The sequence below is a fragment of the Priestia sp. JNUCC 25 genome, from assembly GCF_053667915.1.
Map to the genome: position 1 here is coordinate 4,190,906 of NZ_CM132211.1, position 21,430 is coordinate 4,212,335.

The window sequence follows — 21,430 nt, forward strand, 5'->3', positions numbered from 1 at the left end:
ACTACATATAGAGTCTTACCAGGAGGGAACAAGATTGTATTCACAAGCCTATATTGATTATTTAGTTCATTTTCATGGCGACCGGGATTACTTTGAATGTCATGAACTGCTAGAAGAACACTGGAAAAAAGACGAAAGAGGACACCGCAATATTATTTGGGTTGGCCTTATTCAAATTGCTGTTTCACTCTATCATCATCGACGCCAAAATTTCGCCGGAGCCAAAAGAACGATGCAAAAGGCGCTGGCAATTTTAACGAAGGAAGAAAAAAATATTGCACAGCTTGGACTTAATTATCCTTCACTGCTTAAACTTCTTCGCAAACAATTAGCTTTAATCGATACCTATCAGCCATATAAAAGTATTAACTTGCCCATTGAAGATCCAGCATTATTACGAGCTTGCAAACAAAGAAGCACTGATAAACAGCTTGTCTGGTTATCAGCTTCTAATCTGCAAAATGATGCGATTGTTCATCGTCACAGCACGCGAGATCGGTCAGATGTGATTGCGGAAAGACAAGCGAACTTATTGGCAAAACAAAACAACAGGTAGCTTCTAGCTACCTGTTGTTTTATGATGACTAAGATGTGAAAGAAGCTTTCGCACCTCACCTAATCATGCTTTTCTTTATTCATCCGCCTGACACTTTTCATAAAACGGAGCGATGATTTCACTCGGCTTAATTTGTGCAGTCGTATACATTTCTTTAAGAGCTTTAATCATTTTTTTGCCAATGCCCTGTTGGCGGTGTGAAGGGTTTACACTGACGTGTTGAACCTCAATCAAACTTTTATCGAGCATGGAAATGCCAACAATCCCAATAATATCTTCTTCTTGCTTCCAAAGATACAGCTGCCAATGTTCGTTTTGCTCATATTCTTTCATCGTTTGTTGAAGTTTTTTTAAATCTTTTTCCGTAGGTACAAACGATAGAAGACCCATGGCAATTTTTTCATAGTTTCGTTTATAGCGAATAAGCATACGATTCTCCCTCGTCCTCAAACTTTCCTACAAATTAATGCGCTGCGTTTTTTACTGCTTTTATCATACAAAATTTATAAGTAAATAGCAATATTACACAAAAGCTTGTCCTATGTCATGCTTGTATGAGAAACCTAATCTATTACGCTTTTTGAGCTGTTGCGCGAAGAAAAAACGCCGTAACCCCCTGTAAAAGGTTGTTATGACGTTTTATTAGCTAATATCCATTTATAGCAGTATGCTCTTATTCTTCCCAGACTTTTACTTCTTTCATTACGTCGCCATTTTTCATTTTTAACACTGTATCAAGTCCTTCTGTTACTTTTCCAAATACAGTGTGAACACCGTTCAAATGAGGCTGTGGCTCATGAACAAGAAAGAACTGACTGCCGCCTGTGTCTTTACCAGCATGTGCCATTGATAGAGAACCCGCTTCGTGTTTGTGAGGGTTTCCTTCTGTTTCACATTTAATTGAGTAGCCAGGGCCGCCAGCACCTGTACCAGTTGGGTCTCCTCCTTGAGAAACAAATCCAGGGATAACGCGGTGGAACGTTACGCCGTTGTAGAATCCTTCATTAGCTAACTTTTCAAAGTTTTCTACTGTTCCTGGTGCTTCGTTCGGAAATAAATCGATTAGAATTTTTTCGCCATTTTCCATTAGAATACTTGCTTTTTTCATATAAATGACCTCCAATATATGTATTAGTACCGCTATAGACTCTGTTTTCCCTATCAAAGCGGCAAAACGTAAAAATTGCAAGTGCCACCTAGAGTAGAACACTTACATTTATAAACTCACTCTATTCTACTACAAACAAGCTCATGAATTCAATGAATGCACTTTTTCACTTTCTTCTCGTAGGGCTCTAAATAAAAAATAGTAGTTGTGAGATGAAACTTTTTATAGTATCATCCGTCTAATACAGTGATGGAGATACATAGATTTCATTTCATATAGAAATCTACGCCTCTAGACTGATTTATGGGAAAATGATGAATTGACTCTGTTACTTCAGACCTGTCCGTATTATAATAGGGCAAGTATGGGATTAAAGGAGGAAAAAGGTTTGAAATTAACGATAAAAGCAATGATGGTGACATTAGGTCTTCTTCTATTCCTAACCGCACCCTTAAAAAGTTTTGCAGATGCGGCTCCGGGCGATGTTATTATTACATTAGGTCAGGACTTAACCAGCTCTCAGAAGCAACAGGTATTAAATGACCTTGATGCGCCAAGCAATGCTCAAACAGTAACCGTGACAAACCAAGAAGAGCATGAATATTTAGGTGACTTTATTCCAAAGGCTACTATTGGATCTCGTGCTATTTCATCTTCTAGTATTACCCTTGGTTCAAAAGATTCAGGTTTAAGCGTATCAACTCAAAATATTAATGGTATTACAGACGACATGTATATTAATGCTTTGATGACCGCCGGCGTTAAAGATGCAAAAATCCAGATTACCGCTCCATTTGAAGTATCTGGTACAGCTGCTTTAACAGGTATTATGAAAGCATATGAAGTTCAAACAGATCAAAAAATCCCAGAAGAAGTAAAAAAAGCAGCCAATGAAGAGATGGTCCAGACATCTGAGCTTGGTGAAAAAATCGGTAAAGAAAAAGCAGCGCAGTTTATGGCAACGATTAAAGAAGAAATTGCCAAAGAAAATCCTCAAACAAAGGACGATTTACGCACGTTAATTCAGCGAGTGGCTGATGATTTAGGTATTAAATTAACAGATTCAGAGCTTAATACACTTGTTGACTTTTTCAATCGTTTAAAAGATATGAACATCGATTGGAATCAAGTAAAAGACCAACTTTCTGCGACAAAGGAAAAAGTAACAACATTTCTTCAGTCAGAAGAAGGCCAATCATTTCTTGATAAATTAAAGCAATTCTTTGTTGATATTATTAATGCTATTAAATCGTTATTCTCATAAAAAAAGAGCCTCTTGAACAAGAGGCTCTTTTTTTACGTTAATCACTCGTTACTTTTTTACCGTCACTTTGTATTTCACGTCATTTTTTACAATGTCTTCATACGTTTCGCGTTTTACGACTAGCTGTGCTTCTCCCTCTTCTACGAACACGACAGCTGGCTTTGGCAAACGGTTATAGTGACTTGCCATAGAATAACCGTATGCGCCTGTACAAAACATCGCTAATAAATCATCTGGTTTTGCTTTTGGAAGGTGTACATCCCACATCAGCATATCCCCCGATTCGCAGCACTTACCCGCAATAGATACAAGCTCATCACTCTCATCATTCATTCGATTGGCAATGACCGCTTCATATTTCGCTTGATACAGCGCAGGACGGATATTGTCGTTCATTCCTCCATCAATGGCTACATATTCACGTACATTAGGTACATGCTTACGAGAACCAATTGAATACAGAGTCGTTCCAGCATCTCCTACAAGAGAGCGGCCGGGCTCAATCCAAATTTCAGGGATTTCTACCTCTAACTGTTTAGACTGCTTTTTGACCTCTTCTATAATAACTTCCACATACTGCGAAACAGGAATAGGCTGATCTTCTTCCGTATATCGAATGCCAAAGCCGCCGCCTAAATTTAATACTTGCGGAACAAATTCTATACGTTGTTTCCACTCTTTCATTTTTGCAAAAAGCTTTTGAGTCGCCATAATAAATCCGGTTGTTTCAAAAATTTGAGATCCTATATGACAGTGAATACCTAAAAGTTCTAGCCCCTTGCTATTTTGCACAAGACGCACAGCTTCGTCTGCTTGACCGTTTTGAAGATCAAACCCAAACTTCGAGTCTTCCTGCCCTGTCAAGATATAATCATGTGTATGAGCTTCAATTCCGGGTGTTAATCTGAGAAGAACAGGCATCTTTTTTGGATACTGTTCCGTTATTTCCTGAAGCAATGCAATTTCATAAAAATTATCAACTACAATGCATCCTACATCTTCTGTGATGGCCATTTCTAGTTCTGCTCGGCTTTTATTGTTTCCATGAAAATGAATCCGTTCTTTCGGAAAGTCAGCTGCTAGAGCCGTATACAGTTCTCCTCCCGAAACAACGTCTAACGAAAGACCTTCTTCATGAACGACTTGGACCATGGCAATTGTAGAAAAAGCTTTGCTTGCATAAGCGACCTGTGCTTTTACCCCATGCTTTTCAAATGTTTCTTTAAATCCTCTAGCACGCTGCCGAATTAAAGCCACGTCATATACGTAAAGGGGTGTCCCAAAATTTGATGCTAATTCAACCGTATCAACTCCACCAATTTCAAGATGACCCTGCTTATTTATGCGACTTGTTCCGTGTAAAAACATGTTTAGACCCCGTTCCTGTGTATAGTGTAAAAAAGACAGTTAACGGCAATTCGCTGCTAACTGTCTAAATATTTATTATTTTCCATATTTAAAACAAATCTATCACATCTTCATACAGGTTTCAACCACCTATTTTGTTTAAGGTTTTGCAGGCTGGCGGTCTTTATCCTGCGGATGCACAATACTAGGTCGCGGATTTGCTCCAGGAACCGGTGTGCGAATGATAATCTGCCATAAAGCCTGCGGATTAAATGGAAGAAACGGCCACAAATAAGGCGTATTCAATGATTTTAGACGTACCATGTAGAGAATGATAGCCGTTGTCGCAATAAGGAATCCTGGAGTATGAAATGCCGCAACAAAAATTAATAAAAACAATCTCAGCATCTTATTTGCCACTGCTAACTCATAGCTTGGCGTTGAAAAAGAACCAATGGACGCAATAGCTACATAAAGAATAACTTCCGGAACAAACAATCCTACATCAATGGCAATCTGTCCAATGAGTGCTGCAGCAATTAAACCCATAGCAGTAGCAAGCGGTGTCGGCGTATGAATGGCGGCCATCCTCAGGAACTCAACCCCTAGATCGGCTAAGAAAATCTGGATAACTGTCGGAATATTTGTTGCTTCGTTTGGCCCAATAAACTGCAATTTTGCCGGCAGCAGATCTGGCTCAAGTACAAATAACAGCCATAGCGGCAATAAGAAAAGAGACGCAAGAATTCCTAAAAACCGTATCCAGCGGATAAAGGTACCTACAGAAGGAGACTGCCTGTATTCTTCTGCATGCTGCACGTGATGAAACAGCGTAGTTGGTGTAATAATAACGCTTGGTGATGTATCGGTAATAATAATGACATGCCCCTCTAGTACATGAGCTGCTGCTGTGTCCGGACGTTCTGTATAGCGTACCATTGGAAAAGGATTAATTCCTTGTTTGACTAAAAACTCTTCAATGGATTTGTCAGCCATAGGCAAACCATCTACATCGATAGCTTCCAGTTCATCTTTTATCAGTTTAACCAGTCCTGGATCAGCTACCCCCTTTATGTACCCAATCGCTACGTCCAGTTTCGAACGTTCGCCTACCTTCATAATTTCAAAACGAAATCTTCCGTCACGGATTCGTCTTCTCGTTAACGCTGTATTGATAATGATGTTTTCAGTGTATCCATCTCTTGCTCCGCGAATCACTTTCTCTGTATCCGCTTCTTCAGGCGATCTGCCGGGATACGTACGCACATCGACTTCAAAGCCAACTTCTTCACCGTCAATTAAAACGAATAACAGTCCTGATAAAACAGAAACCATTCCATCATCCAGCGTTTTTAAAGGCTTTACTTGCTGATGAATAAGACGGTTTTCAACAATATCTTTTAGCTTCGCTCGTTCAACTTCATTATCATTAATTTGAACGAGCACTTTTGTAATTTCAATAATAAATGAACTGTCGCATAATCCTGTTACATAGTAAACATGAACTTCTCGATCCAAAATAAGTAATTTACGCACGCCCACATCAAAACTTGTGTTCATACTAGCGTTTTCTTTGAACCACTGATCGTTTTTTTGCACTTTTGAAAAAATAGCTGTTTTCTGCTCTGCTGGCTTACCCAAACGAACCGCTCCTTTCTAAAATAAGTCTTGCTGCTTTTTCTGTAATAGGACATCCAATTTCAATATCGTCCATCCTAGCCATTTTGCCGATATCCCCTATTCCTACAACTAAGGGAATATCGAGCTGATCCAAGCAGTAAACTGTATCTCCATTAATTCGTCCGACTTCTAACTCTTGAATTCCGCTTTTATCCACGCCATAATGCGATATTTCTCCAAAACGATCGATGGTCACATCCACTCTTGTCCATTCGCTTTGATGAGTACGTGATGCAACGGCAATCACTCCAAGAACTTCTACTTGAGGATGCTTTGCTACATGCAGCAAAGCAATTTCCCCAGGTCCTTCCTCTAAGAAACCGCTATCGTCAAACATCACAAAGACGGGATCATATGGTGCTTGAAGAATTAAATCTACCGTTTGACTGCCTGTTAACGTAGTAGGGTTTCCATATGACCTCGAAATGCATCTGCCACCAACTGATTTAGCTACATGCTCAATTGCTTTGCGAGCATATTCATCACCATCGGTTACAATAATGATCCTTCTTTTTTTCATAATCTTTTATCCTTTCGGTTTAAAGATTAACGCGATAATAAAAGCAAATAAAATAGCTGCTGAAATTCCAGCCGAGGTAAGTTCAAAAATCCCAATCCCAATCCCGATAAATCCATGGTCATCCGCTTGCTTCATCGCTCCGTGCAGCAAAGAATGACCAAAGCTTGTAATTGGAACCGTCGCTCCGGCGCCAGCAAATTCAATTAACTTATCATAAAGACCAAATCCATCTAAAATCGCTCCTGCAACTACAAACGAACTCATAACATGCGCTGGAGTAAGCTTAGCAAGATCAAGCAGCAGCTGCCCAATAACGCAAATGATTCCTCCTACAGCAAAAGCTATTACATACTCCATTGATCATCCCCCTCCCCAATATGTTCTAAGACGACGCCATGAGCAATTGTTGGAATTGACTCTTTTTGCTGAATCATCGTTGGACTTAAAAGAGCTCCTGTTGCCACCATAAACACTTTCTTTAAGTTTCCTGATTTTAATTCATTTAAAATATGCCCATACGTGACAATAGCCGAGCAGCCGCAGCCGCTTCCTCCTGCAAATACATTTTGATCAGGGCGATATACCATTAATCCGCAATCATTATGATTGGTTGATATATCGTAGCCTTCGTCCTTGAGCAGCTGTTTTAAGATTGGACTTCCTACACCAGATAAATCTCCTGTTAAAATAAGATCATACTCGCTTGGAGCAACGTTTAAGTCTTCCAAATGTCTTTGAATGGTATCTGCAGCAGCTGGTGCCATAGCAGAACCCATGTCGTTTGCATTTTTAATCCCGTAATCCATTACCCGACCAATCGTTGCAGACGTGAGACGGACAATACCTTTTTCTTTCGAGACCAGCGCTGCCCCTGCTCCCGTAATGGTTGCCGTTGCTGTATCTGGTTTTTGTCCTCCGTACTCGGTAGGATTTCGAAATTGGCGCTCAGCCGTTGCGTTATGACTGCTCGCTGATGCAATAACACGATTAGCAAACCCTGCATCTACAAGAGCTGCTCCCGTTGCGAGCGTTTCCATTGATGTGGAGCAAGCGCCAAACATGCATAGAAATGGAATTTGGTTATGCCGGGCTACAAAATTAGCCGTTACGTTTTGATTTAATAAATCTCCAGCCAAAAACAAATCAACGTCTTCATAGGATAAATTTATTTTTTGCAAGCAGGAATCAATAGACTCCGTCATAAGCCTTCTTTCAGCCAACTCCCAGTTATCTTCTTCACAGTGCAAATCTTTATGTGTAATATCAAATGTTTCACCTAACGGTCCATCTGCTTCTTTTGGTCCTACAGCTGTTCCTGTGGCATTAATATAAATAGGATTTTCATAAACCCACGTTTGCTTTCCAGTTTTTCTCATAATCCCCCTCTTTTCATAGCAAATAAGTTTTAAAAAGGTAGCGAATGATTCCTACAACGTAAGCCGAAACCGTTCCAAATACAATGACGTTTCCGGCCAGTTTGAACATGTTCGTCGCAATTCCAAGAACAATCCCTTCACTTCGATGTTCAAGCGCTGCACTCGTCATGGAATTGGCAAAACCCGTAACAGGAACAGCTGAACCTGCACCTGCGAATTGACCAATACGATCGTATATCCCAAACCCGGTTAAAAGCGCAGATATTAAAATAAGGGTTGCAACGGTAGGATTGCCTGCATTTTTTTCATTAAAGTCAAAAAATGCAATATAGAAATTTTGAATTGCCTGTCCTAATGTACAAATGATTCCCCCTACCAAAAAGGCTTTTAGGCAATTTGCCACATATGAAGGTTTAGGCTGAAATGGTTTAATGCTTTCTTGATAGTTATCTTTTAATTTTTGATTATTTGCCATGTTACATACATCCTTTTCTTATTGATTAACAAAATAAATCCAATGAAATAATGATCCGCATACTTTGCCTAGTACAATGGCCATTAACAATAAAATAAGCTTGCCTTCCATTCCTATTCGTTTCGTTAACGTCGGCAATACATTAAGCACTTCTGTTAACGCTGCTGCCAGCATCCCAATAAAAATACCGCTCGTTAGACCTATGATCATAATGAGCACCGCAGGAAACTGCCACGTGTATTGATGAAGACTGCACCACCCGCCTGTAACAGCACCACCCACCACTCCCCATTCATATGCTTGAATATATTTCATGGTTTTGGTCAGCTGCATCAAACGCGGAATAATGCCCAGCACCGTTAAAAATGCTACAAACCCAGCACCTGCAGCCAGTCCTCCCGCAAGTCCAATTACAATGGTCATCACAATGTTAATGATCATCAATTTTTTTCATACTTTCTTTATTCTCGTGCATAATGACGTATTGATCTAAGTCTTGCTGGTAATTAAACATTTCGACTTCGAGAGGACTAGGCTCTTCATTAATTCGTTTTCTAAAGACATGGTTAAAAAACAGAATCATTCCCAGGCCTAAACCGATAGAGTAAGGCACTTGAATCAGCAAAGGCTGCTTATCTCTCAGACCGGTCAGCATGTAGAACAATTTTTGATGTACTTGTCTCATACTCACATCTTCGTGAAAGTTCATAATTGCTAAAGCAGCTCCGATGAAAAGAAGAAACCAAACAGCTAGAAAAAACAAAAAGGAATATTGTTTCTTTTTATACACGACCTCTACAATCGTTTGAGCGGGTCCAATCGTCTGAATGTCCAAATGCGGATACCGAGAGGCAACTTTTTCAATTACCTTCATTAAATCAACAATGATAATATTTCGATCACTCATACTGACTTGATATACAACTAGCTTTTCAATTTGCTTTTGAACAGAATCTGCTGCTATAACCATTGCTAATTGTCCAATATTTACAGCCTCATCAGGTTTTACTTGAATACGATGTCTCATTTTAAGATAAAGAACGTTTTCCATTCATATCACACCTTACGATTCATTATCTCCCTGTACGTGTAGTATGGATTTTCTTAAATTTTCTAATTCACGTTTCTGAACAGACCATTAATTACCAAATGAAAAAAGCAATCCGTTTCACTATTCTTGTTTGAATAGCAAAACGGATTGCTTCTTAAGTATTACGTATCATTCATATGCAGCTTCATTTGTTTTAAGATTTTCTTCTCAAGCCTCGATACCTGAACTTGAGAAATTCCCAGCCTTGCGGCCACTTCGGACTGAGTTTGATCTTTGTAATACCTCAAATAGACAATGAGCTTTTCACGCTCATCAAGTTCTTCAATTGCTTCTTTTAAGGCAATTTTATCAAACCACTTCGCTTCCGTATGATCAGCAATTTGGTCAAGAAGGGTAATTGGATCTCCATCATTTTCATAGACGGTCTCGTGAATAGACGAAGGAGCACGATTAGCTTCTTGAGCTAGCACTACTTCTTCAGGAGTGAGATCCAAATGTTCTGCAACCTCAGCGACTGTAGGGACGCGTCCAAGTAATTTGGAAAGCTCGTCTTTTGCCTTACGTATTTTATTGCTCATTTCTTTCAGAGAACGGCTAACCTTTACCGTGCCATCATCACGAATAAATCGCTGAATTTCACCAATAATCATTGGAACAGCATATGTTGAAAATTTAACATCATACGATAAGTCAAATTTATCAACGGACTTTAATAGCCCTATGCATCCAATTTGAAATAAATCATCGGGCTCATAACCACGGTTAATAAAACGTTGAACAACCGACCAAACGAGCCGCATATTTTTTTGGACGATTGTATCTCGTGCAATTTGATCACCTTGCTGACTGCGCTTGATGAGGTCTTTAACTTCATGATCCTTTAAATACGGTTCGTTTTTATTTTTTTTGACCTCCACATCCATTGGCAAGTCTCCTTAATTACATAGCGCTTTACTATTTGTTAAGTGCTTTTTTAAATATAAGGTCGTACCTTCTAATACAGTAGACTCCACTCGAATTTCGTCCATAAAGTTTTCCATTATGGTGAAACCCATTCCAGAACGTTCTAGATCTGGTTTCGTTGTGTATAAAGGCTGCTTGGCTTCATCCACGTTATCGATACCAATTCCTTCATCACGAATCATCAGCTCGACTACACCGTCTTCGTGAAGCGTCACAGAAATATATACCACGCCATCCGGATTGCTTTCGTAGCCGTGAATAATAGCATTTGTTACTGCTTCAGATACGACTGTTTTAATTTCTGTTAACTCATCCATTGTTGGATCTAACTGCGTAATAAATGATGCTACCGTGACGCGAGCAAACGATTCATTTTGACTAAGCGCGGAAAATTGGAGGTTCATTTGATTTTTCATTATGCCACCCCCAATTTTTGAAGCGCGTTTTCTTCATTAGGTTCAAAACGAATAATTTTAAATAAGCCTGACATATTAAACAAACGTTCTATGGCAGGAGAAATAGCGCATACAACCATTTCCCCGCCGTTATTATGAACCTGTTTGTATCTCCCTAAAATAACCCCCAATCCAGAGCTGTCCATAAAGGTTAAATGCTGTAAATTTAAAATCAAATGGCTGATAGATTCCTTCTCTATCGCTTCGGTGATTTTGCTTCTTAGCTCTTCTGCCGTATGATGATCTAATTCTCCTGTTAATCGAACCAACAAGACATCTTGTTTGAATTCCAATTCAATCGAAAGACTCACTATACAAACCTCCTCGGAAATCTTATAGTCAGTCTTTCGCTGCCGACAGAATAGAATCCTTCTCACCGACAAAACTAGTTCTATTTCGTCACATTTAGCTGTTTAAGATGTTTGAGAGAAAATAGAGAATGTACGTTTGAATATCTTCCACCAAGAAGCAGCATCGATATTTTCTTTTGCAAGAAGCGGTGAAGAACTAACTACTTTGTTATCCTTCTTAATGGTCAACGTTCCAATTTTGTCGCCTTTTTGAATAGGCGCATTTAGCTTCTCGTTCATTTTCACTTCTGTTTTAACGTCTTTGGCTGCATTTCCTTTTTTCAATAAAACAGAAATAGGCTCGGACGTAACAGCTGTTACCTGATCTTCGCTACCCTTGTTTACATCTATCTTGGTAATAACGTCTCCTTTTTTGTATAAAGGCTTCGTTGTATATTGACTGAATGCGTAGTCTAACATTTTGGTTACTTGATTATTGCGATCTTTTGGCGTGCTTGCACCGAATACAACCGCTAACACACGCATATTTCCCTTTTTAGCGGTAGCTGTTAGGCAATACTTAGCTTGACCTGTAAATCCGGTTTTGAGTCCATCAACGCCGGGATAAAACTTCACTAAGCGATTTGTATTTACTAACCAAAACTTCTTATCTGTATCCGTGCGCAAATAAGCTTCGTATTTACTTGTATAGTTAATAATTTTTTCATACTTTAGCAGCTCTCTGCCCATCATGGCCATATCATGAGCTGTACTATAGTGATTTTCTACGGGCAGGCCTGTCGGATTTTGAAATTTTGTATGAGTCAAACCAAGCTCTTTCGCTTTTTGGTTCATCTTCGCTACAAATTTTTCTTCTGATCCAGCTAAATATTCAGCCATTGCCATAGAAGCATCGTTACCAGAACCTATCGCAATCCCTTTTAGCAAATCATTTACCGTCATTTCTTCTCCGGGCTCTAAAAAGATTTGTGAGCCTCCCATTGAAGCGGCATATTCACTTGCCCGCACTTTATCTTTTAAGGTAATTTTCCCTTTATCCAAAGCCTCCATAATTAAAATCATTGTCATAATTTTAGTCATACTGGCAGGGGGAAGTTCTTGATTACTATTTTTTTCGTATAGAATTTTCCCTGTATCCCGTTCAATTAAAATAGCTGACCTAGCACTGTCAGCAAGCTCAGAATTCTTTTTTTCTGCGGCTAAAACAGGTTGCGTCATAAGTGGAAATAAAAATATGACAACGAGTAACTTTACAATAGTTCGCTTCATCTCCACAAACCTCCATTCTTTATACAACCTATTTTTTCCAAGGTATAATCGATTTATACTAAGGGAAATAAAAAAAGCATCGAGAAATTCTCGATGCTTGAAGTCATATTCTCTTCTTATTTTTGATAAGCTGGAAGCTGCTTTACTACTTCTTTTACAAGCGATAAAAACTGCTGTTTTACTTTTTCAGTCGTTTCAATTACTTCTTCATGATTTAACGGCTGATCTAAAATACCAGCTGCCATATTAGAAATACAAGAAATACCTAGCACTTTCATACCTGCATGGCGTGCCACAATAACTTCTGGCACTGTAGACATGCCAACCGCGTCTCCCCCGATAATGCGAAGCATGCGCACCTCAGCAGGCGTTTCATATGTTGGACCTGTATTTCCTACATATACACCTTCTTGTAAGGCGATATTTAAATCAGCTCCTACTTTCTTCGCTAATTGACGAAGATCCTTGCAGTAAGCAGTTGACATATCCGGGAACCTTACTCCAAAATCAGAGTCATTAGGTCCAATCAAAGGGTTGGTTCCAAAGTTATTAATATGATCAGAAATAATCATTAAGTCTCCTGGATTAAAGGATTCGTTTACTCCGCCCGCTGCATTCGTTACAATCAACGTTTCTACACCGATTTCTTTCATTACGCGCACTGGAAATGTTACTTTATCAAGGGCGTACCCTTCATAAAAGTGAAAACGTCCTTGCATAGCTACAACCGGTACGTCATGAACAGTACCTATTACTAATTGACCTGCGTGACCTTCAACTGTTGAAACCGGGAACTCAGGAATGTCGTTATACGGAATTTTTACCGCGCCTTCAATTTCGTCAGCTAATACCCCTAGTCCAGAACCTAAAATAAGCCCAATTGTTGGTGTAACAGCTGATTGATTTTTAATATATGCTGCTGCTTTTTTGATATATTCTTTTTTCATACTCCATTCCCCCTGCTTAATTCAGCTCTTTTAAAAAACTCTTTCCATGCTTAGGCATTGCTACGCCAAAATTTTCTGCTACCGTTGCGCCAATATCCGCAAACGTTTGACGAATAGAAAGCTCTTTTCCTTCTTGCATGCCTTTATTGTACACAAGAAGCGGCACGTATTCACGCGTATGGTCTGTCCCATGATGAATAGGGTCATTTCCATGATCCGCTGTAATAATCAATAAATCATCTTCTTTTAATAAATCAAATACTTCTTCTAAGCGTGCATCATATTCTTCAAGTGCTTGCCCATATCCTTGTGGATCGCGGCGATGACCATAGAGAGCATCAAAATCAACTAAATTTAAGAAGCTTAAGCCTGTGAAGTCCATGTTTAATGTATCAACTAGCTTATCCATGCCGTCCATATTCGATTTGGTACGAAGAGATTTTGTTACCCCTTCTCCGTCGTAAATATCAGAAATTTTACCGATAGCAATAACATCGATGTCATTGTCTTTTAATTCATTCATTACTGTACGTCCAAAAGGCTTTAATGCATAGTCATGACGATTGGATGTACGTGTAAAGTTACCTGGTTCACCTAAAAACGGGCGAGCGATAACACGTCCAATCATATATGGATCATCAAGCGTTAATTCACGAGCAATCTCACAAATTTTGTACAATTCATCAATTGGAACAATTTCTTCATGAGCAGCAATTTGCAAAACAGAATCCGCTGATGTATAGACAATTAAGTCACCTGTTTCCATATGCTGTTTTCCTAGCTCATCCAAAATTTCTGTACCAGACGCTGGTTTGTTCCCAATGATTTTTCGACCTGTTTTTTCTTCTAATTGTGAAATCAGCTCTTCTGGAAATCCATCTGGAAATACATTAAAAGGCGTATCAATATTAAGACCCATAATTTCCCAATGACCTGTCATTGTATCTTTTCCTGCAGAAGCTTCCTGCATTTTTGTATAGTAAGCCAACGGTTTTTCGGCTTTACCGATTCCTTTAATTTCACGGATATTGCTTAGGCCAAGCTTAGCCATATTGGGCATATGAAGACCGTTACAGTGCTCTGCAATATGACCAAACGTATCAGCACCTTTATCATTGTATTTTTCAGCATCCGGTGATTCACCGATACCCACTGAATCCATGACAATTAAAAATACGCGTTTATATGTATGCGCCATTTTATTCCCTCCAAATATCAATTTATTTATTCTCTATAAAATTCCCGTTTGGAAATAATTTAACCATCTTCTCTTATTGGTCAGAAGTCTGACCTCTCTATTAGTATAGACGCTTTTTATTTTTTTGTACACATGAATGAAAGTGTTTTCAATCAAAAAACCAATGTCTATGAACTCATTGGACATTGGAATATTCCTACGCTCGCGGATGAAACTGATTGTATACATCTTTTAAACGTGCTTTTGTAACATGTGTATAAATTTGAGTGGTCGAAATATCCGCATGCCCGAGCATTTCTTGAACGGCTCTTAAGTCCGCGCCGTTCTCTAACAAATGAGTAGCAAACGAATGCCGTAACGTATGAGGAGTTAATTCTTTTTCAATTTTTGCTTCAGAAGCTAACTTTTTTAATATTTTCCAAAACCCCTGCCTTGTTAAACGCCTTCCGTGATGATTAACAAAGAGTGCTTTGTCCTGTTCCTTTTGCTTTGTTAAAACACTCCGGCTATGCTGTAAATACTCTTCAATCGCCTCCGTTGCCAACCTTCCGAGAGGGACAATTCTTTCTTTATTTCCTTTTCCGATACAACGAATAAATCCCATCGTCAAATGTGCATCATCAATATTTAAGTTAACGAGTTCAGACACACGAATTCCAGTAGCATAAAGCAACTCAAGCATCGCTTTGTCTCGTATGCCAAAAGGCGTCGATGTATCAAACACATTTAACAGCGCCTCTACTTCTTCTGCATTTAGTACTTTTGGCAGCTTGCGCTCAAGCTGCGGGGTATCAATATGAACGGATGGATCTGTATCCGCTGCTTTTTCTCTTAGTAAGAATTGATGAAAAGATCTAGTTGAAGCCACATGTCTCGCAATCGTTTTAGATGACTTTTGCTGATCACTTAAATATTTCAGAAAATTAACGATGTGGAGTCTTGTTACTTCATTAAATGATTTCAGCTGCTCTACATGTTCTAAATATTGAGCATACTTTTTTAAATCTCGTTCATACGAATCAATCGTATTTTTCGCCAGTCCCCGCTCTACTACTAAATAATGAATAAAATCTTGAATTTGATCATTCAATAGCCTCTACTCCCCGTTTTGATAAAACATAAATAAACGCTCTAGCCACGTCTGATCTTTGTTCACACTTGCTTGCATGACCTTAACTGCTGAACCCGACGGCTCATCATAACGTTTATAATTTTGATACTCTTGAGATACCCATATCATTCCAAAATAAAACAAAAGAGTAAACCCGGTAAATAAGATAAATACTTTACATGTATTATATACCATTTCAGCCCATGATTTCATGAAACAATTCCTCCAATTTTTGATTCTATTAGAAGATATGCCAATTGGGACAGGTTTTATACATGTTTCTTACCTTTATACGCTGAGTTCTCTCCTGGTCATTTCCTTTCTTTCTATAAAACTATGTAGCTTGTAACCTCGTTATTTTTTTCTATTTATGTACGACAAAAAACCTTCTCCATTAGGGAAAAGGCTTTTACTGCTTGTCTTCTTTATCCTGACAGCGATGGCAAATGCCATGAAATGTCAAGCGGTGATCTTTAATTTTAAAATTCCATTGCTTTTCCACAATTTCTTCAACGTCTTCAAGCAAATCTTCTTGAATTTCGTCCACAGATCCACATTCCATACACACAAGGTGATGATGAAAGTGTGCGGCTCCTTCTTGTCTTAAATCGTAGCGAGAAACGCCATCGCCAAAGTTTATTTTATCAACAATTTTAAGTTCAGTTAACAATTCTAACGTACGATAAACAGTTGCCAATCCAATTTCCGGAGACTTTTCCTTGACGAGGAGATATACATCTTCGGCACTTAAATGATCCTCTTCATGTTCAAGAAGTACTCTTACAGTCGCCTCACGTTGAGGTGTCAATTTATAGCTAGCTGAGTGCAACTGCTGCTTAATTCGCTCAATTCGACTTTCCATAATTATTCCCTCCCTCGCCATTCACTAATTCATTATATCAGATGTGTCGAGGGTGTCAAAATAAAGTTATTATTAATAAGAAAAAAGAATTCTTTTTACTTAATACTTATTCTTACTTATTTAATAGAGCCATTACACTTTTCATTAAAGTAGGTGATACATAGGCTTCAATTGTAGCCGCACAGGCAACCAAACATATCATTGCAATCATCGTGCCGCTATAGCGTAAAAAGGATGCGGAAATTGGCTCCGCTGCTTTTTTAAAGAATTGCTGCCGCACAAGCTTCAAAGAAAAGGCAACTGAAGCTGCAGACAAGATCAGAAATGCCGGTATGAGAAAGATATTTTGCGGCATAACAGATACAAAAGATAGCGCAAACCCAGAGAGTCCCATTTGATTGACTAAAAAGCCTACGGTAAAACCAATCACCATTCCTTTTAAAAACAGCAGAATTAACACTACAGGCAAACCAATAATGGCAATTCCTAATATCCAAATGAGCCCCAAGTATTTAACATTATGAAAAAAACTTTGCTGAAACATTTCAACGCTGCTTGCTACTTCTCCACTCTTTACCTGTCCGAAAAACCGGTTTAAATAGAAGTACAGGTCTTCTTTTTGATCAAGCGTCAAACTATTTACAACAATAGCCCCAAAAATGATTCCCATTAAAAACAGCACGGTCACAAACAAATAAATAGAACTGTTTTCTTGAAAATGTCTTGCATACGATAATGGCAATTGTTTTTTTCTCATCGTCTTCCTCCTATTAATCGCTTAATAGAGTGTATGATAGAGTACAAAAACTATGCCAAGAATCTTTTGAATCTATCAAATAAAAAAAGAGAATGAGACATAATGAAATCAATCCATTCTAAATAAGAACAAATGAGATAGTATGGATGGCTTGGGCCACCGCTGTTGATTTCCATGCAAGGCTTCGCTTTCCGCGGGCGGCCGGTGAGTCTTCGCCTTGCCCTCCAATCAACCGCTAGAACCAACTATATAAATGAAATCTACATTCACCATCACCTTAAAAAAATCCGAACGAATTTGATTCTCCATCAAGAATCTCTATTCATCGTTCGGATTTTCCTTCAACTAAAATATGGTTGTCACACATTTTTTTAAGTTAGAGATACACGCATGCCTGTTTTTTCTCACATCAAATGACGTTTCAATGTAAACCTCTAAATTGCTAGATTGCCGTTCGTATGTAAAAGAAAAAACTCTCTTATTCTCCTAATCCGCTTTTTAACTGTAAGTACTGCACAGCATAGGCTGTTTTTGCATCATAAATTTCCTTGTTTTGAATAAGAGTAAGCGCCTCATCTACCGTAACTTCCATTACTTCAACAAATTCATCTTCGTCTAATTCCGCTTTGGTGGTCATCACTTTTAAATCTTCCGCTAAATAAAGGTGCACCAACTCATCCGCAAAACCTGGTGATGTATAAAAAGAAATAATATGGCTAAGCGAATCTGTCGTATAGCCCGTTTCTTCTTCTAACTCACGTTTTGCCGTCACAATCGGCTCTTCTCCTTTTTCTAGCTTGCCGGCTGGAATTTCGACTAAAATACGATCCATCGGCCTGCGATACTGTTTGACCATAACCATTTTATGATCGCTTGTTAATGCAATGATAGCTACGGCTCCAGGGTGCTTAACTACTTCTCTTGTACTCGTTTTTCCGTTTGGAAGCTCTACTTCTTCTAAGTACAAATCAATCACTCTGCCTCCAAACAGCTTTTCAGAAGACAGCATTTTTTCTGTTAAATGATCCATTTTCTACACCTCGTTCTATTTTTTTGACTCTTACATATATTCTATCATACGAATCTTGGGAGGTAGAAAAAATGAAAGTTTATGTTCACGAGAAGCAAATCATTTTGGTCGGTAAAGCATGGGAAATCAAGCAAAAGTTAAAAGAATACGGCGAACAATTTCAGTATGTTGATGAGTGGACGAACGCTATCTCTCAAAATTTTAATTCTTACAAACAAGCAGACTGCAGACACTAATTGTGCTGCAGTTTTTTAATCTTCTTATTTGAGTTTCCCTCTATCATAGCGCTACAATAGATAGAAACAAGTAAAAAATAAGGAGTGACATATATGGAAAAAAGACGCTTAGGTACTTCAGACTTGCTCGTCAGTACATTAGGTTTAGGATGCATGTCTCTTGGAACGGAACAAAAACACGCTGTCAATATGATTGATGAAGCTCTCGAATATGGCATTAATTATTTCGATACAGCAGATTTATATGATTTTGGCTTAAACGAGAAGTTTGTGGGACAAGCCCTAAAAAAACGCAGAAATGATATTATTTTAGCCACAAAAGTGGGGAATCGCTGGAATGATGCAAAAGACAGCTGGACGTGGGATCCGTCAAAGGTTTACATAAAAGATGAAGTAAAAGAAAGCCTGCGCCGTCTTCAAACGGATTACATCGATTTATACCAGCTGCACGGAGGGACCCTCGAAGATAATATTGAGGAAACGATTGAAGCATTTGAAGAATTAAAACAAGAAGGCGTCATTCGGTACTATGGTATTTCATCTATCCGCCCAAATGTGATTCGAGAGTATGTGCAAAACTCTTCTATTGTCAGCGTCATGATGCAATACAGCTTGTTAGACAGACGACCTGAAGAAAGTGCACTTCCTCTTTTACATGACAACGGCATTAGCGTTGTAGCGAGAGGTCCAGTAGCCAAAGGACTGCTAACCGAAAAAGGAGAGCAAAAACTTGCTGCATTCGAGGGCAAGGGCTACTTAGATTATAGCGGTACGGAATTAGCAAAAACGATAGAAGAATTTCGTCACGTACGACCAATTCACTCTCTGAATTCAACGGCACTTCAATACTGTTTAGCTAATCCTACGGTAGCCTCGGTTGTAGCAGGAGCAAGCTCTTCTTCACAGCTTCGCGAAAACGTCAAAGCTGTCGAGGCTTCCCCGCTTCAGCCTACTGAAATTAGCAAGCTGCAATCGATCTTTAAAGCAAATCAATACGAAGCTCACCGTTAAAAAATAAAAGCGCCTTTATCGGCGCTTTTATTTTTTAAATTCAGACCAGTTCAAATCACTTTCATTTAACAGTTCTTCAAACGACTTATTTTTTTCTTTTTCTTTTCGAATTCGAGCAGCTTCTTTACACTCTGTTTCTTTCTGCTCTTCTTCTTTTAAAGAAAGCGCCTGTTTTTTAGCTTGAAGCTGTTTTAATAAGCTATCATTTAGCTGATCTTTGATACTGAGCTGATCATTTTGTTTTTGTGCTGATTGTTTTTGCTTTTTTTTAGCCATCACAATTCCCCCGCTACTTTAATTGAGAGATATTGTATCATATTCTTGCTTTTGTTACCAAAAATCAAAATGCATCTAGTTTTACATGTTCATCAATGATTAAAGTTGGCTCTGTAGATTGCTGAATATCTTCTACCGTATAGCCTTTCGCTACTTCAACAAGCTTTAGACCTTCTGCCGTAATATCAATGACCGCTCGATCTGTAATAATACGATCCACTACCTCTTTTCCTGTCAGAGGGAGGCTGCACTCATTTAAGATTTTAGGCTCATCTTTTCTCGTCACGTGTTCCATAATAACAATGATGCGCTGTGCTCCGTGAACTAAATCCATTGCACCGCCCATTCCTTTAATCATTTTTCCAGGAATCATCCAGTTTGCCAAATCACCAGTTTTTGAGACTTCCATTCCTCCTAAAATCGCAATGTTAATATGCCCTCCGCGAATCATTCCAAACGATTCAGCACTATCGAAGTAAGAGGCGCCTTTTGTCGCCGTTACGGTTTCTTTACCTGCATTAATTAAATCAGGATCTACTTCTCCTTCTTTCGGATATGGTCCAATGCCTAATAGACCGTTTTCGGACTGAAGCACCACCGTTTTATTATCTGAGATATGATTAGCCACAAGCGTTGGAATACCAATTCCAAGGTTTACATAAAATCCGTCCAAAATTTCTTTTTCAGCACGTTTTGCAATTCGCTCTCTCACGTTCACGCCGTTTTCAATCATGAAAAATCTCTCCCCTTTTGTTATTTTTGAACGGTTAAACGCTCAATACGTTTTTCTTGTTCACCAATAATTAACGATTGAACATATACACTAGGTGTGTGGATAATATTTGGATCAAGTGAACCTGTTGGGTGAAGTTCCTCCACTTCTGCTATCGTCACTTTTCCTGCTGCTGCAATCATTGGGCTGAAATTGCGCGCTGTCTTGTTATACACTAAGTTCCCCATATGATCGGCTTTCCAAGCTCTAACCAAACTAAAATCAGCCTTTAACGCCTCTTCTAGTAAATATTCTTTTCCATCAAACACGCGAACTTCTTTTCCTTCAGCAATGGGTGTTCCCACTCCCGCTGGTGTATAAAATGCAGGTATGCCCGCTCCGCCGGCGCGAATCTTTTCAGCTAGCGTGCCTTGAGGTAGCAATTCTACTTCAATTTCTCCTGACAATACTTGTCTTTCAAACTCTTTATTTTCTCCCACGTAAGAACCAATCATCTTTTTAATTTGTTTGTTTTTCAGAAGCAGTCCAAGTCCCCAGTCGTCTACGCCGCAGTTATTTGAAATTACGGTTAAATCTTTTACCCCTGTTTCAACTAACGCTAAAATCAAATTCTCCGGAATTCCACATAAACCAAAACCACCGACCATAATCGTAGCACCGTCGTGAATATCTTTCACCGCTTCTTTAAACGACGTATGTACTTGTTTCATACATAACCACCCCTTCGTTATTTTTGAAAACGCTTTCTAATCTATTATAAAAGATTTTTATTTCTTTTTAAATATATATATAACTGAAAATTATAATTTAATCATTTTTTTGTCAAAAAAGTTATATTACTAGACAAATTAAAGGAAAAACAAAAACGCCACGAGTTCCAAAGCTGTATGTTTG

Annotated in this window: 28 protein-coding genes; 4 read left to right on the top strand and 24 right to left on the bottom strand. The window is 38.7% G+C overall.

Going from position 1 to position 21,430, the window contains the following annotated elements; genetic code table 11:
• Nucleotides 1-34: 34 nt before the first annotated feature.
• Entirely contained in the window at nucleotides 35-556 is a 522-nt protein-coding gene (locus JNUCC25_RS21980; RefSeq protein ID WP_098288282.1) for a DUF309 domain-containing protein, read from the top strand.
• Between the two features lie 75 nt (nucleotides 557-631).
• Here the strand turns inward: JNUCC25_RS21980 and JNUCC25_RS21985 are convergent, their stop codons facing one another.
• Both JNUCC25_RS21985 and JNUCC25_RS21990 read right to left on the bottom strand, forming a co-directional pair.
• Entirely contained in the window at nucleotides 632-985 is a 354-nt protein-coding gene (locus tag JNUCC25_RS21985) for a GNAT family N-acetyltransferase (protein ID WP_013059063.1), read from the bottom strand.
• Between the two features lie 244 nt (nucleotides 986-1,229).
• Nucleotides 1,230-1,664, bottom strand: a complete 435-nt coding sequence (locus tag JNUCC25_RS21990; protein ID WP_013059064.1) for a peptidylprolyl isomerase — start codon at nucleotides 1,662-1,664, stop codon at nucleotides 1,230-1,232.
• 388 nt (nucleotides 1,665-2,052) lie between these two features.
• Here JNUCC25_RS21990 and JNUCC25_RS21995 point away from each other — a divergent pair, with 388 nt between their 5' ends.
• On the top strand, nucleotides 2,053-2,928 hold the full coding sequence (locus JNUCC25_RS21995; protein ID WP_013059065.1) for a DUF1002 domain-containing protein: 876 nt from the start codon (nucleotides 2,053-2,055) through the stop codon (nucleotides 2,926-2,928).
• Nucleotides 2,929-2,976: 48 nt separating this feature from the next.
• On the opposite strand, the gene lysA is transcribed toward JNUCC25_RS21995, so the two are convergent.
• The 19 genes from lysA to JNUCC25_RS22090 form a co-directional block, all read right to left on the bottom strand.
• Complete coding sequence (lysA, locus tag JNUCC25_RS22000; protein WP_454222469.1) at nucleotides 2,977-4,296, bottom strand: diaminopimelate decarboxylase; 1,320 nt, start codon at nucleotides 4,294-4,296, stop codon at nucleotides 2,977-2,979.
• A 138-nt stretch (nucleotides 4,297-4,434) separates the two neighbouring features.
• Nucleotides 4,435-5,916 (bottom strand): spore germination protein, encoded by a 1,482-nt coding sequence (locus JNUCC25_RS22005; RefSeq protein WP_029320320.1) that lies wholly within the window; start codon nucleotides 5,914-5,916, stop codon nucleotides 4,435-4,437.
• Nucleotides 5,909-6,475, bottom strand: a complete 567-nt coding sequence (locus JNUCC25_RS22010; RefSeq protein WP_035438735.1) for a stage V sporulation protein AE — start codon at nucleotides 6,473-6,475, stop codon at nucleotides 5,909-5,911. The genes JNUCC25_RS22005 and JNUCC25_RS22010 overlap by 8 nt, the downstream gene beginning before the upstream one ends.
• Before the next feature lie 6 nt (nucleotides 6,476-6,481).
• Nucleotides 6,482-6,832: a stage V sporulation protein AE gene (gene spoVAE, locus JNUCC25_RS22015; RefSeq protein ID WP_013059069.1), complete on the bottom strand. Its 351-nt coding sequence runs from the start codon at nucleotides 6,830-6,832 to the stop codon at nucleotides 6,482-6,484.
• A complete protein-coding gene (spoVAD, locus tag JNUCC25_RS22020; RefSeq protein WP_013084932.1) occupies nucleotides 6,820-7,851 on the bottom strand; it encodes a stage V sporulation protein AD in 1,032 nt (343 codons plus the stop codon). Before spoVAD ends, spoVAE begins: the two co-directional genes overlap by 13 nt.
• Before the next feature lie 13 nt (nucleotides 7,852-7,864).
• Complete coding sequence (gene spoVAC, locus JNUCC25_RS22025) at nucleotides 7,865-8,326, bottom strand: stage V sporulation protein AC (protein WP_025750442.1); 462 nt, start codon at nucleotides 8,324-8,326, stop codon at nucleotides 7,865-7,867.
• A gap of 18 nt (nucleotides 8,327-8,344) precedes the next feature.
• Complete coding sequence (locus JNUCC25_RS22030) at nucleotides 8,345-8,767, bottom strand: stage V sporulation protein AB (RefSeq protein WP_014458301.1); 423 nt, start codon at nucleotides 8,765-8,767, stop codon at nucleotides 8,345-8,347.
• The gene (locus tag JNUCC25_RS22035) at nucleotides 8,757-9,377 is read right to left on the bottom strand and encodes a stage V sporulation protein AA (RefSeq protein ID WP_029320316.1); all 621 of its coding nucleotides are present in this window, start codon (nucleotides 9,375-9,377) and stop codon (nucleotides 8,757-8,759) included. The genes JNUCC25_RS22030 and JNUCC25_RS22035 overlap by 11 nt, the downstream gene beginning before the upstream one ends.
• A gap of 161 nt (nucleotides 9,378-9,538) precedes the next feature.
• Nucleotides 9,539-10,300 (bottom strand): RNA polymerase sporulation sigma factor SigF, encoded by a 762-nt coding sequence (sigF, locus tag JNUCC25_RS22040; protein WP_013059074.1) that lies wholly within the window; start codon nucleotides 10,298-10,300, stop codon nucleotides 9,539-9,541.
• 12 nt (nucleotides 10,301-10,312) lie between these two features.
• Nucleotides 10,313-10,756, bottom strand: coding sequence for an anti-sigma F factor (spoIIAB, locus tag JNUCC25_RS22045; protein WP_013084935.1), 444 nt, complete (start codon nucleotides 10,754-10,756; stop codon nucleotides 10,313-10,315).
• The gene (gene spoIIAA, locus JNUCC25_RS22050) at nucleotides 10,756-11,106 is read right to left on the bottom strand and encodes an anti-sigma F factor antagonist (RefSeq protein WP_013059076.1); all 351 of its coding nucleotides are present in this window, start codon (nucleotides 11,104-11,106) and stop codon (nucleotides 10,756-10,758) included. The genes spoIIAB and spoIIAA overlap by 1 nt, the downstream gene beginning before the upstream one ends.
• Nucleotides 11,107-11,208: 102 nt before the next feature.
• Entirely contained in the window at nucleotides 11,209-12,375 is a 1,167-nt protein-coding gene (locus JNUCC25_RS22055; protein WP_078082158.1) for a D-alanyl-D-alanine carboxypeptidase family protein, read from the bottom strand.
• 116 nt (nucleotides 12,376-12,491) lie between these two features.
• Nucleotides 12,492-13,322, bottom strand: a complete 831-nt coding sequence (locus tag JNUCC25_RS22060) for a purine-nucleoside phosphorylase (RefSeq protein WP_064472109.1) — start codon at nucleotides 13,320-13,322, stop codon at nucleotides 12,492-12,494.
• Nucleotides 13,323-13,338: 16 nt separating this feature from the next.
• A complete protein-coding gene (gene deoB, locus JNUCC25_RS22065; protein ID WP_078082159.1) occupies nucleotides 13,339-14,520 on the bottom strand; it encodes a phosphopentomutase in 1,182 nt (393 codons plus the stop codon).
• Nucleotides 14,521-14,716: 196 nt separating this feature from the next.
• Nucleotides 14,717-15,610 carry a site-specific tyrosine recombinase XerD gene (gene xerD, locus JNUCC25_RS22070; protein WP_064472110.1) on the bottom strand — a complete coding sequence of 298 codons (894 nt, stop codon included), beginning with the start codon at nucleotides 15,608-15,610 and terminating at the stop codon, nucleotides 14,717-14,719.
• A gap of 6 nt (nucleotides 15,611-15,616) precedes the next feature.
• Nucleotides 15,617-15,844: a YqzK family protein gene (locus JNUCC25_RS22075; RefSeq protein WP_013059081.1), complete on the bottom strand. Its 228-nt coding sequence runs from the start codon at nucleotides 15,842-15,844 to the stop codon at nucleotides 15,617-15,619.
• A gap of 196 nt (nucleotides 15,845-16,040) precedes the next feature.
• Nucleotides 16,041-16,493, bottom strand: a complete 453-nt coding sequence (fur, locus tag JNUCC25_RS22080) for a ferric iron uptake transcriptional regulator (protein ID WP_013059082.1) — start codon at nucleotides 16,491-16,493, stop codon at nucleotides 16,041-16,043.
• 112 nt (nucleotides 16,494-16,605) lie between these two features.
• The gene (gene spoIIM, locus JNUCC25_RS22085) at nucleotides 16,606-17,250 is read right to left on the bottom strand and encodes a stage II sporulation protein M (protein ID WP_013084941.1); all 645 of its coding nucleotides are present in this window, start codon (nucleotides 17,248-17,250) and stop codon (nucleotides 16,606-16,608) included.
• A gap of 478 nt (nucleotides 17,251-17,728) precedes the next feature.
• On the bottom strand, nucleotides 17,729-18,280 hold the full coding sequence (locus JNUCC25_RS22090; protein WP_057274000.1) for an NUDIX hydrolase: 552 nt from the start codon (nucleotides 18,278-18,280) through the stop codon (nucleotides 17,729-17,731).
• A 71-nt stretch (nucleotides 18,281-18,351) separates the two neighbouring features.
• Between JNUCC25_RS22090 and mciZ the strand changes: the two genes are divergently transcribed.
• Both mciZ and JNUCC25_RS22100 read left to right on the top strand, forming a co-directional pair.
• Nucleotides 18,352-18,516 carry a Z-ring formation inhibitor MciZ gene (gene mciZ, locus JNUCC25_RS22095; RefSeq protein WP_013059085.1) on the top strand — a complete coding sequence of 55 codons (165 nt, stop codon included), beginning with the start codon at nucleotides 18,352-18,354 and terminating at the stop codon, nucleotides 18,514-18,516.
• A gap of 93 nt (nucleotides 18,517-18,609) precedes the next feature.
• Nucleotides 18,610-19,527: an aldo/keto reductase gene (locus JNUCC25_RS22100; RefSeq protein WP_078082160.1), complete on the top strand. Its 918-nt coding sequence runs from the start codon at nucleotides 18,610-18,612 to the stop codon at nucleotides 19,525-19,527.
• A gap of 27 nt (nucleotides 19,528-19,554) precedes the next feature.
• Here the strand turns inward: JNUCC25_RS22100 and JNUCC25_RS22105 are convergent, their stop codons facing one another.
• From JNUCC25_RS22105 to JNUCC25_RS22115, 3 genes are all read right to left on the bottom strand, one after another.
• Complete coding sequence (locus JNUCC25_RS22105; RefSeq protein ID WP_078082161.1) at nucleotides 19,555-19,803, bottom strand: YqkE family protein; 249 nt, start codon at nucleotides 19,801-19,803, stop codon at nucleotides 19,555-19,557.
• Nucleotides 19,804-19,867: 64 nt separating this feature from the next.
• Nucleotides 19,868-20,536, bottom strand: coding sequence for a 3-oxoacid CoA-transferase subunit B (locus tag JNUCC25_RS22110; protein WP_016765510.1), 669 nt, complete (start codon nucleotides 20,534-20,536; stop codon nucleotides 19,868-19,870).
• Nucleotides 20,537-20,556: 20 nt separating this feature from the next.
• Nucleotides 20,557-21,246, bottom strand: coding sequence for a CoA transferase subunit A (locus JNUCC25_RS22115; RefSeq protein ID WP_013059089.1), 690 nt, complete (start codon nucleotides 21,244-21,246; stop codon nucleotides 20,557-20,559).
• Between the last annotated feature and the right edge of the window lie 184 nt (nucleotides 21,247-21,430).

What these genes read in the sequence shown, in the direction of transcription:
- fur (WP_013059082.1), bottom strand. Translation starts at nt 16,493, where the DNA reads ATGGAAAGTCGAATTGAGCGAATTAAGCAGCAGTTGCACTCAGCTAGC.
- sigF (WP_013059074.1), bottom strand. Translation starts at nt 10,300, where the DNA reads ATGGATGTGGAGGTCAAAAAAAATAAAAACGAACCGTATTTAAAGGAT.
- spoIIM (WP_013084941.1), bottom strand. Translation starts at nt 17,250, where the DNA reads ATGAGAAAAAAACAATTGCCATTATCGTATGCAAGACATTTTCAAGAA.
- JNUCC25_RS22060 (WP_064472109.1), bottom strand. Translation starts at nt 13,322, where the DNA reads ATGAAAAAAGAATATATCAAAAAAGCAGCAGCATATATTAAAAATCAA.
- JNUCC25_RS22100 (WP_078082160.1), top strand. Translation starts at nt 18,610, where the DNA reads ATGGAAAAAAGACGCTTAGGTACTTCAGACTTGCTCGTCAGTACATTA.
- JNUCC25_RS21990 (WP_013059064.1), bottom strand. Translation starts at nt 1,664, where the DNA reads ATGAAAAAAGCAAGTATTCTAATGGAAAATGGCGAAAAAATTCTAATC.
- lysA (WP_454222469.1), bottom strand. Translation starts at nt 4,296, where the DNA reads ATGTTTTTACACGGAACAAGTCGCATAAATAAGCAGGGTCATCTTGAA.
- JNUCC25_RS22055 (WP_078082158.1), bottom strand. Translation starts at nt 12,375, where the DNA reads ATGAAGCGAACTATTGTAAAGTTACTCGTTGTCATATTTTTATTTCCA.
- JNUCC25_RS22090 (WP_057274000.1), bottom strand. Translation starts at nt 18,280, where the DNA reads ATGGATCATTTAACAGAAAAAATGCTGTCTTCTGAAAAGCTGTTTGGA.
- spoIIAB (WP_013084935.1), bottom strand. Translation starts at nt 10,756, where the DNA reads ATGAAAAATCAAATGAACCTCCAATTTTCCGCGCTTAGTCAAAATGAA.
- JNUCC25_RS22110 (WP_016765510.1), bottom strand. Translation starts at nt 20,536, where the DNA reads ATGATTGAAAACGGCGTGAACGTGAGAGAGCGAATTGCAAAACGTGCT.
- spoVAC (WP_025750442.1), bottom strand. Translation starts at nt 8,326, where the DNA reads ATGGCAAATAATCAAAAATTAAAAGATAACTATCAAGAAAGCATTAAA.
- spoVAE (WP_013059069.1), bottom strand. Translation starts at nt 6,832, where the DNA reads ATGGAGTATGTAATAGCTTTTGCTGTAGGAGGAATCATTTGCGTTATT.
- JNUCC25_RS22115 (WP_013059089.1), bottom strand. Translation starts at nt 21,246, where the DNA reads ATGAAACAAGTACATACGTCGTTTAAAGAAGCGGTGAAAGATATTCAC.
- deoB (WP_078082159.1), bottom strand. Translation starts at nt 14,520, where the DNA reads ATGGCGCATACATATAAACGCGTATTTTTAATTGTCATGGATTCAGTG.
- JNUCC25_RS22010 (WP_035438735.1), bottom strand. Translation starts at nt 6,475, where the DNA reads ATGAAAAAAAGAAGGATCATTATTGTAACCGATGGTGATGAATATGCT.
- JNUCC25_RS22035 (WP_029320316.1), bottom strand. Translation starts at nt 9,377, where the DNA reads ATGGAAAACGTTCTTTATCTTAAAATGAGACATCGTATTCAAGTAAAA.
- JNUCC25_RS21985 (WP_013059063.1), bottom strand. Translation starts at nt 985, where the DNA reads ATGCTTATTCGCTATAAACGAAACTATGAAAAAATTGCCATGGGTCTT.
- spoVAD (WP_013084932.1), bottom strand. Translation starts at nt 7,851, where the DNA reads ATGAGAAAAACTGGAAAGCAAACGTGGGTTTATGAAAATCCTATTTAT.
- JNUCC25_RS22030 (WP_014458301.1), bottom strand. Translation starts at nt 8,767, where the DNA reads ATGATCATTAACATTGTGATGACCATTGTAATTGGACTTGCGGGAGGA.
- JNUCC25_RS22075 (WP_013059081.1), bottom strand. Translation starts at nt 15,844, where the DNA reads ATGAAATCATGGGCTGAAATGGTATATAATACATGTAAAGTATTTATC.
- mciZ (WP_013059085.1), top strand. Translation starts at nt 18,352, where the DNA reads ATGAAAGTTTATGTTCACGAGAAGCAAATCATTTTGGTCGGTAAAGCA.
- JNUCC25_RS22105 (WP_078082161.1), bottom strand. Translation starts at nt 19,803, where the DNA reads ATGGCTAAAAAAAAGCAAAAACAATCAGCACAAAAACAAAATGATCAG.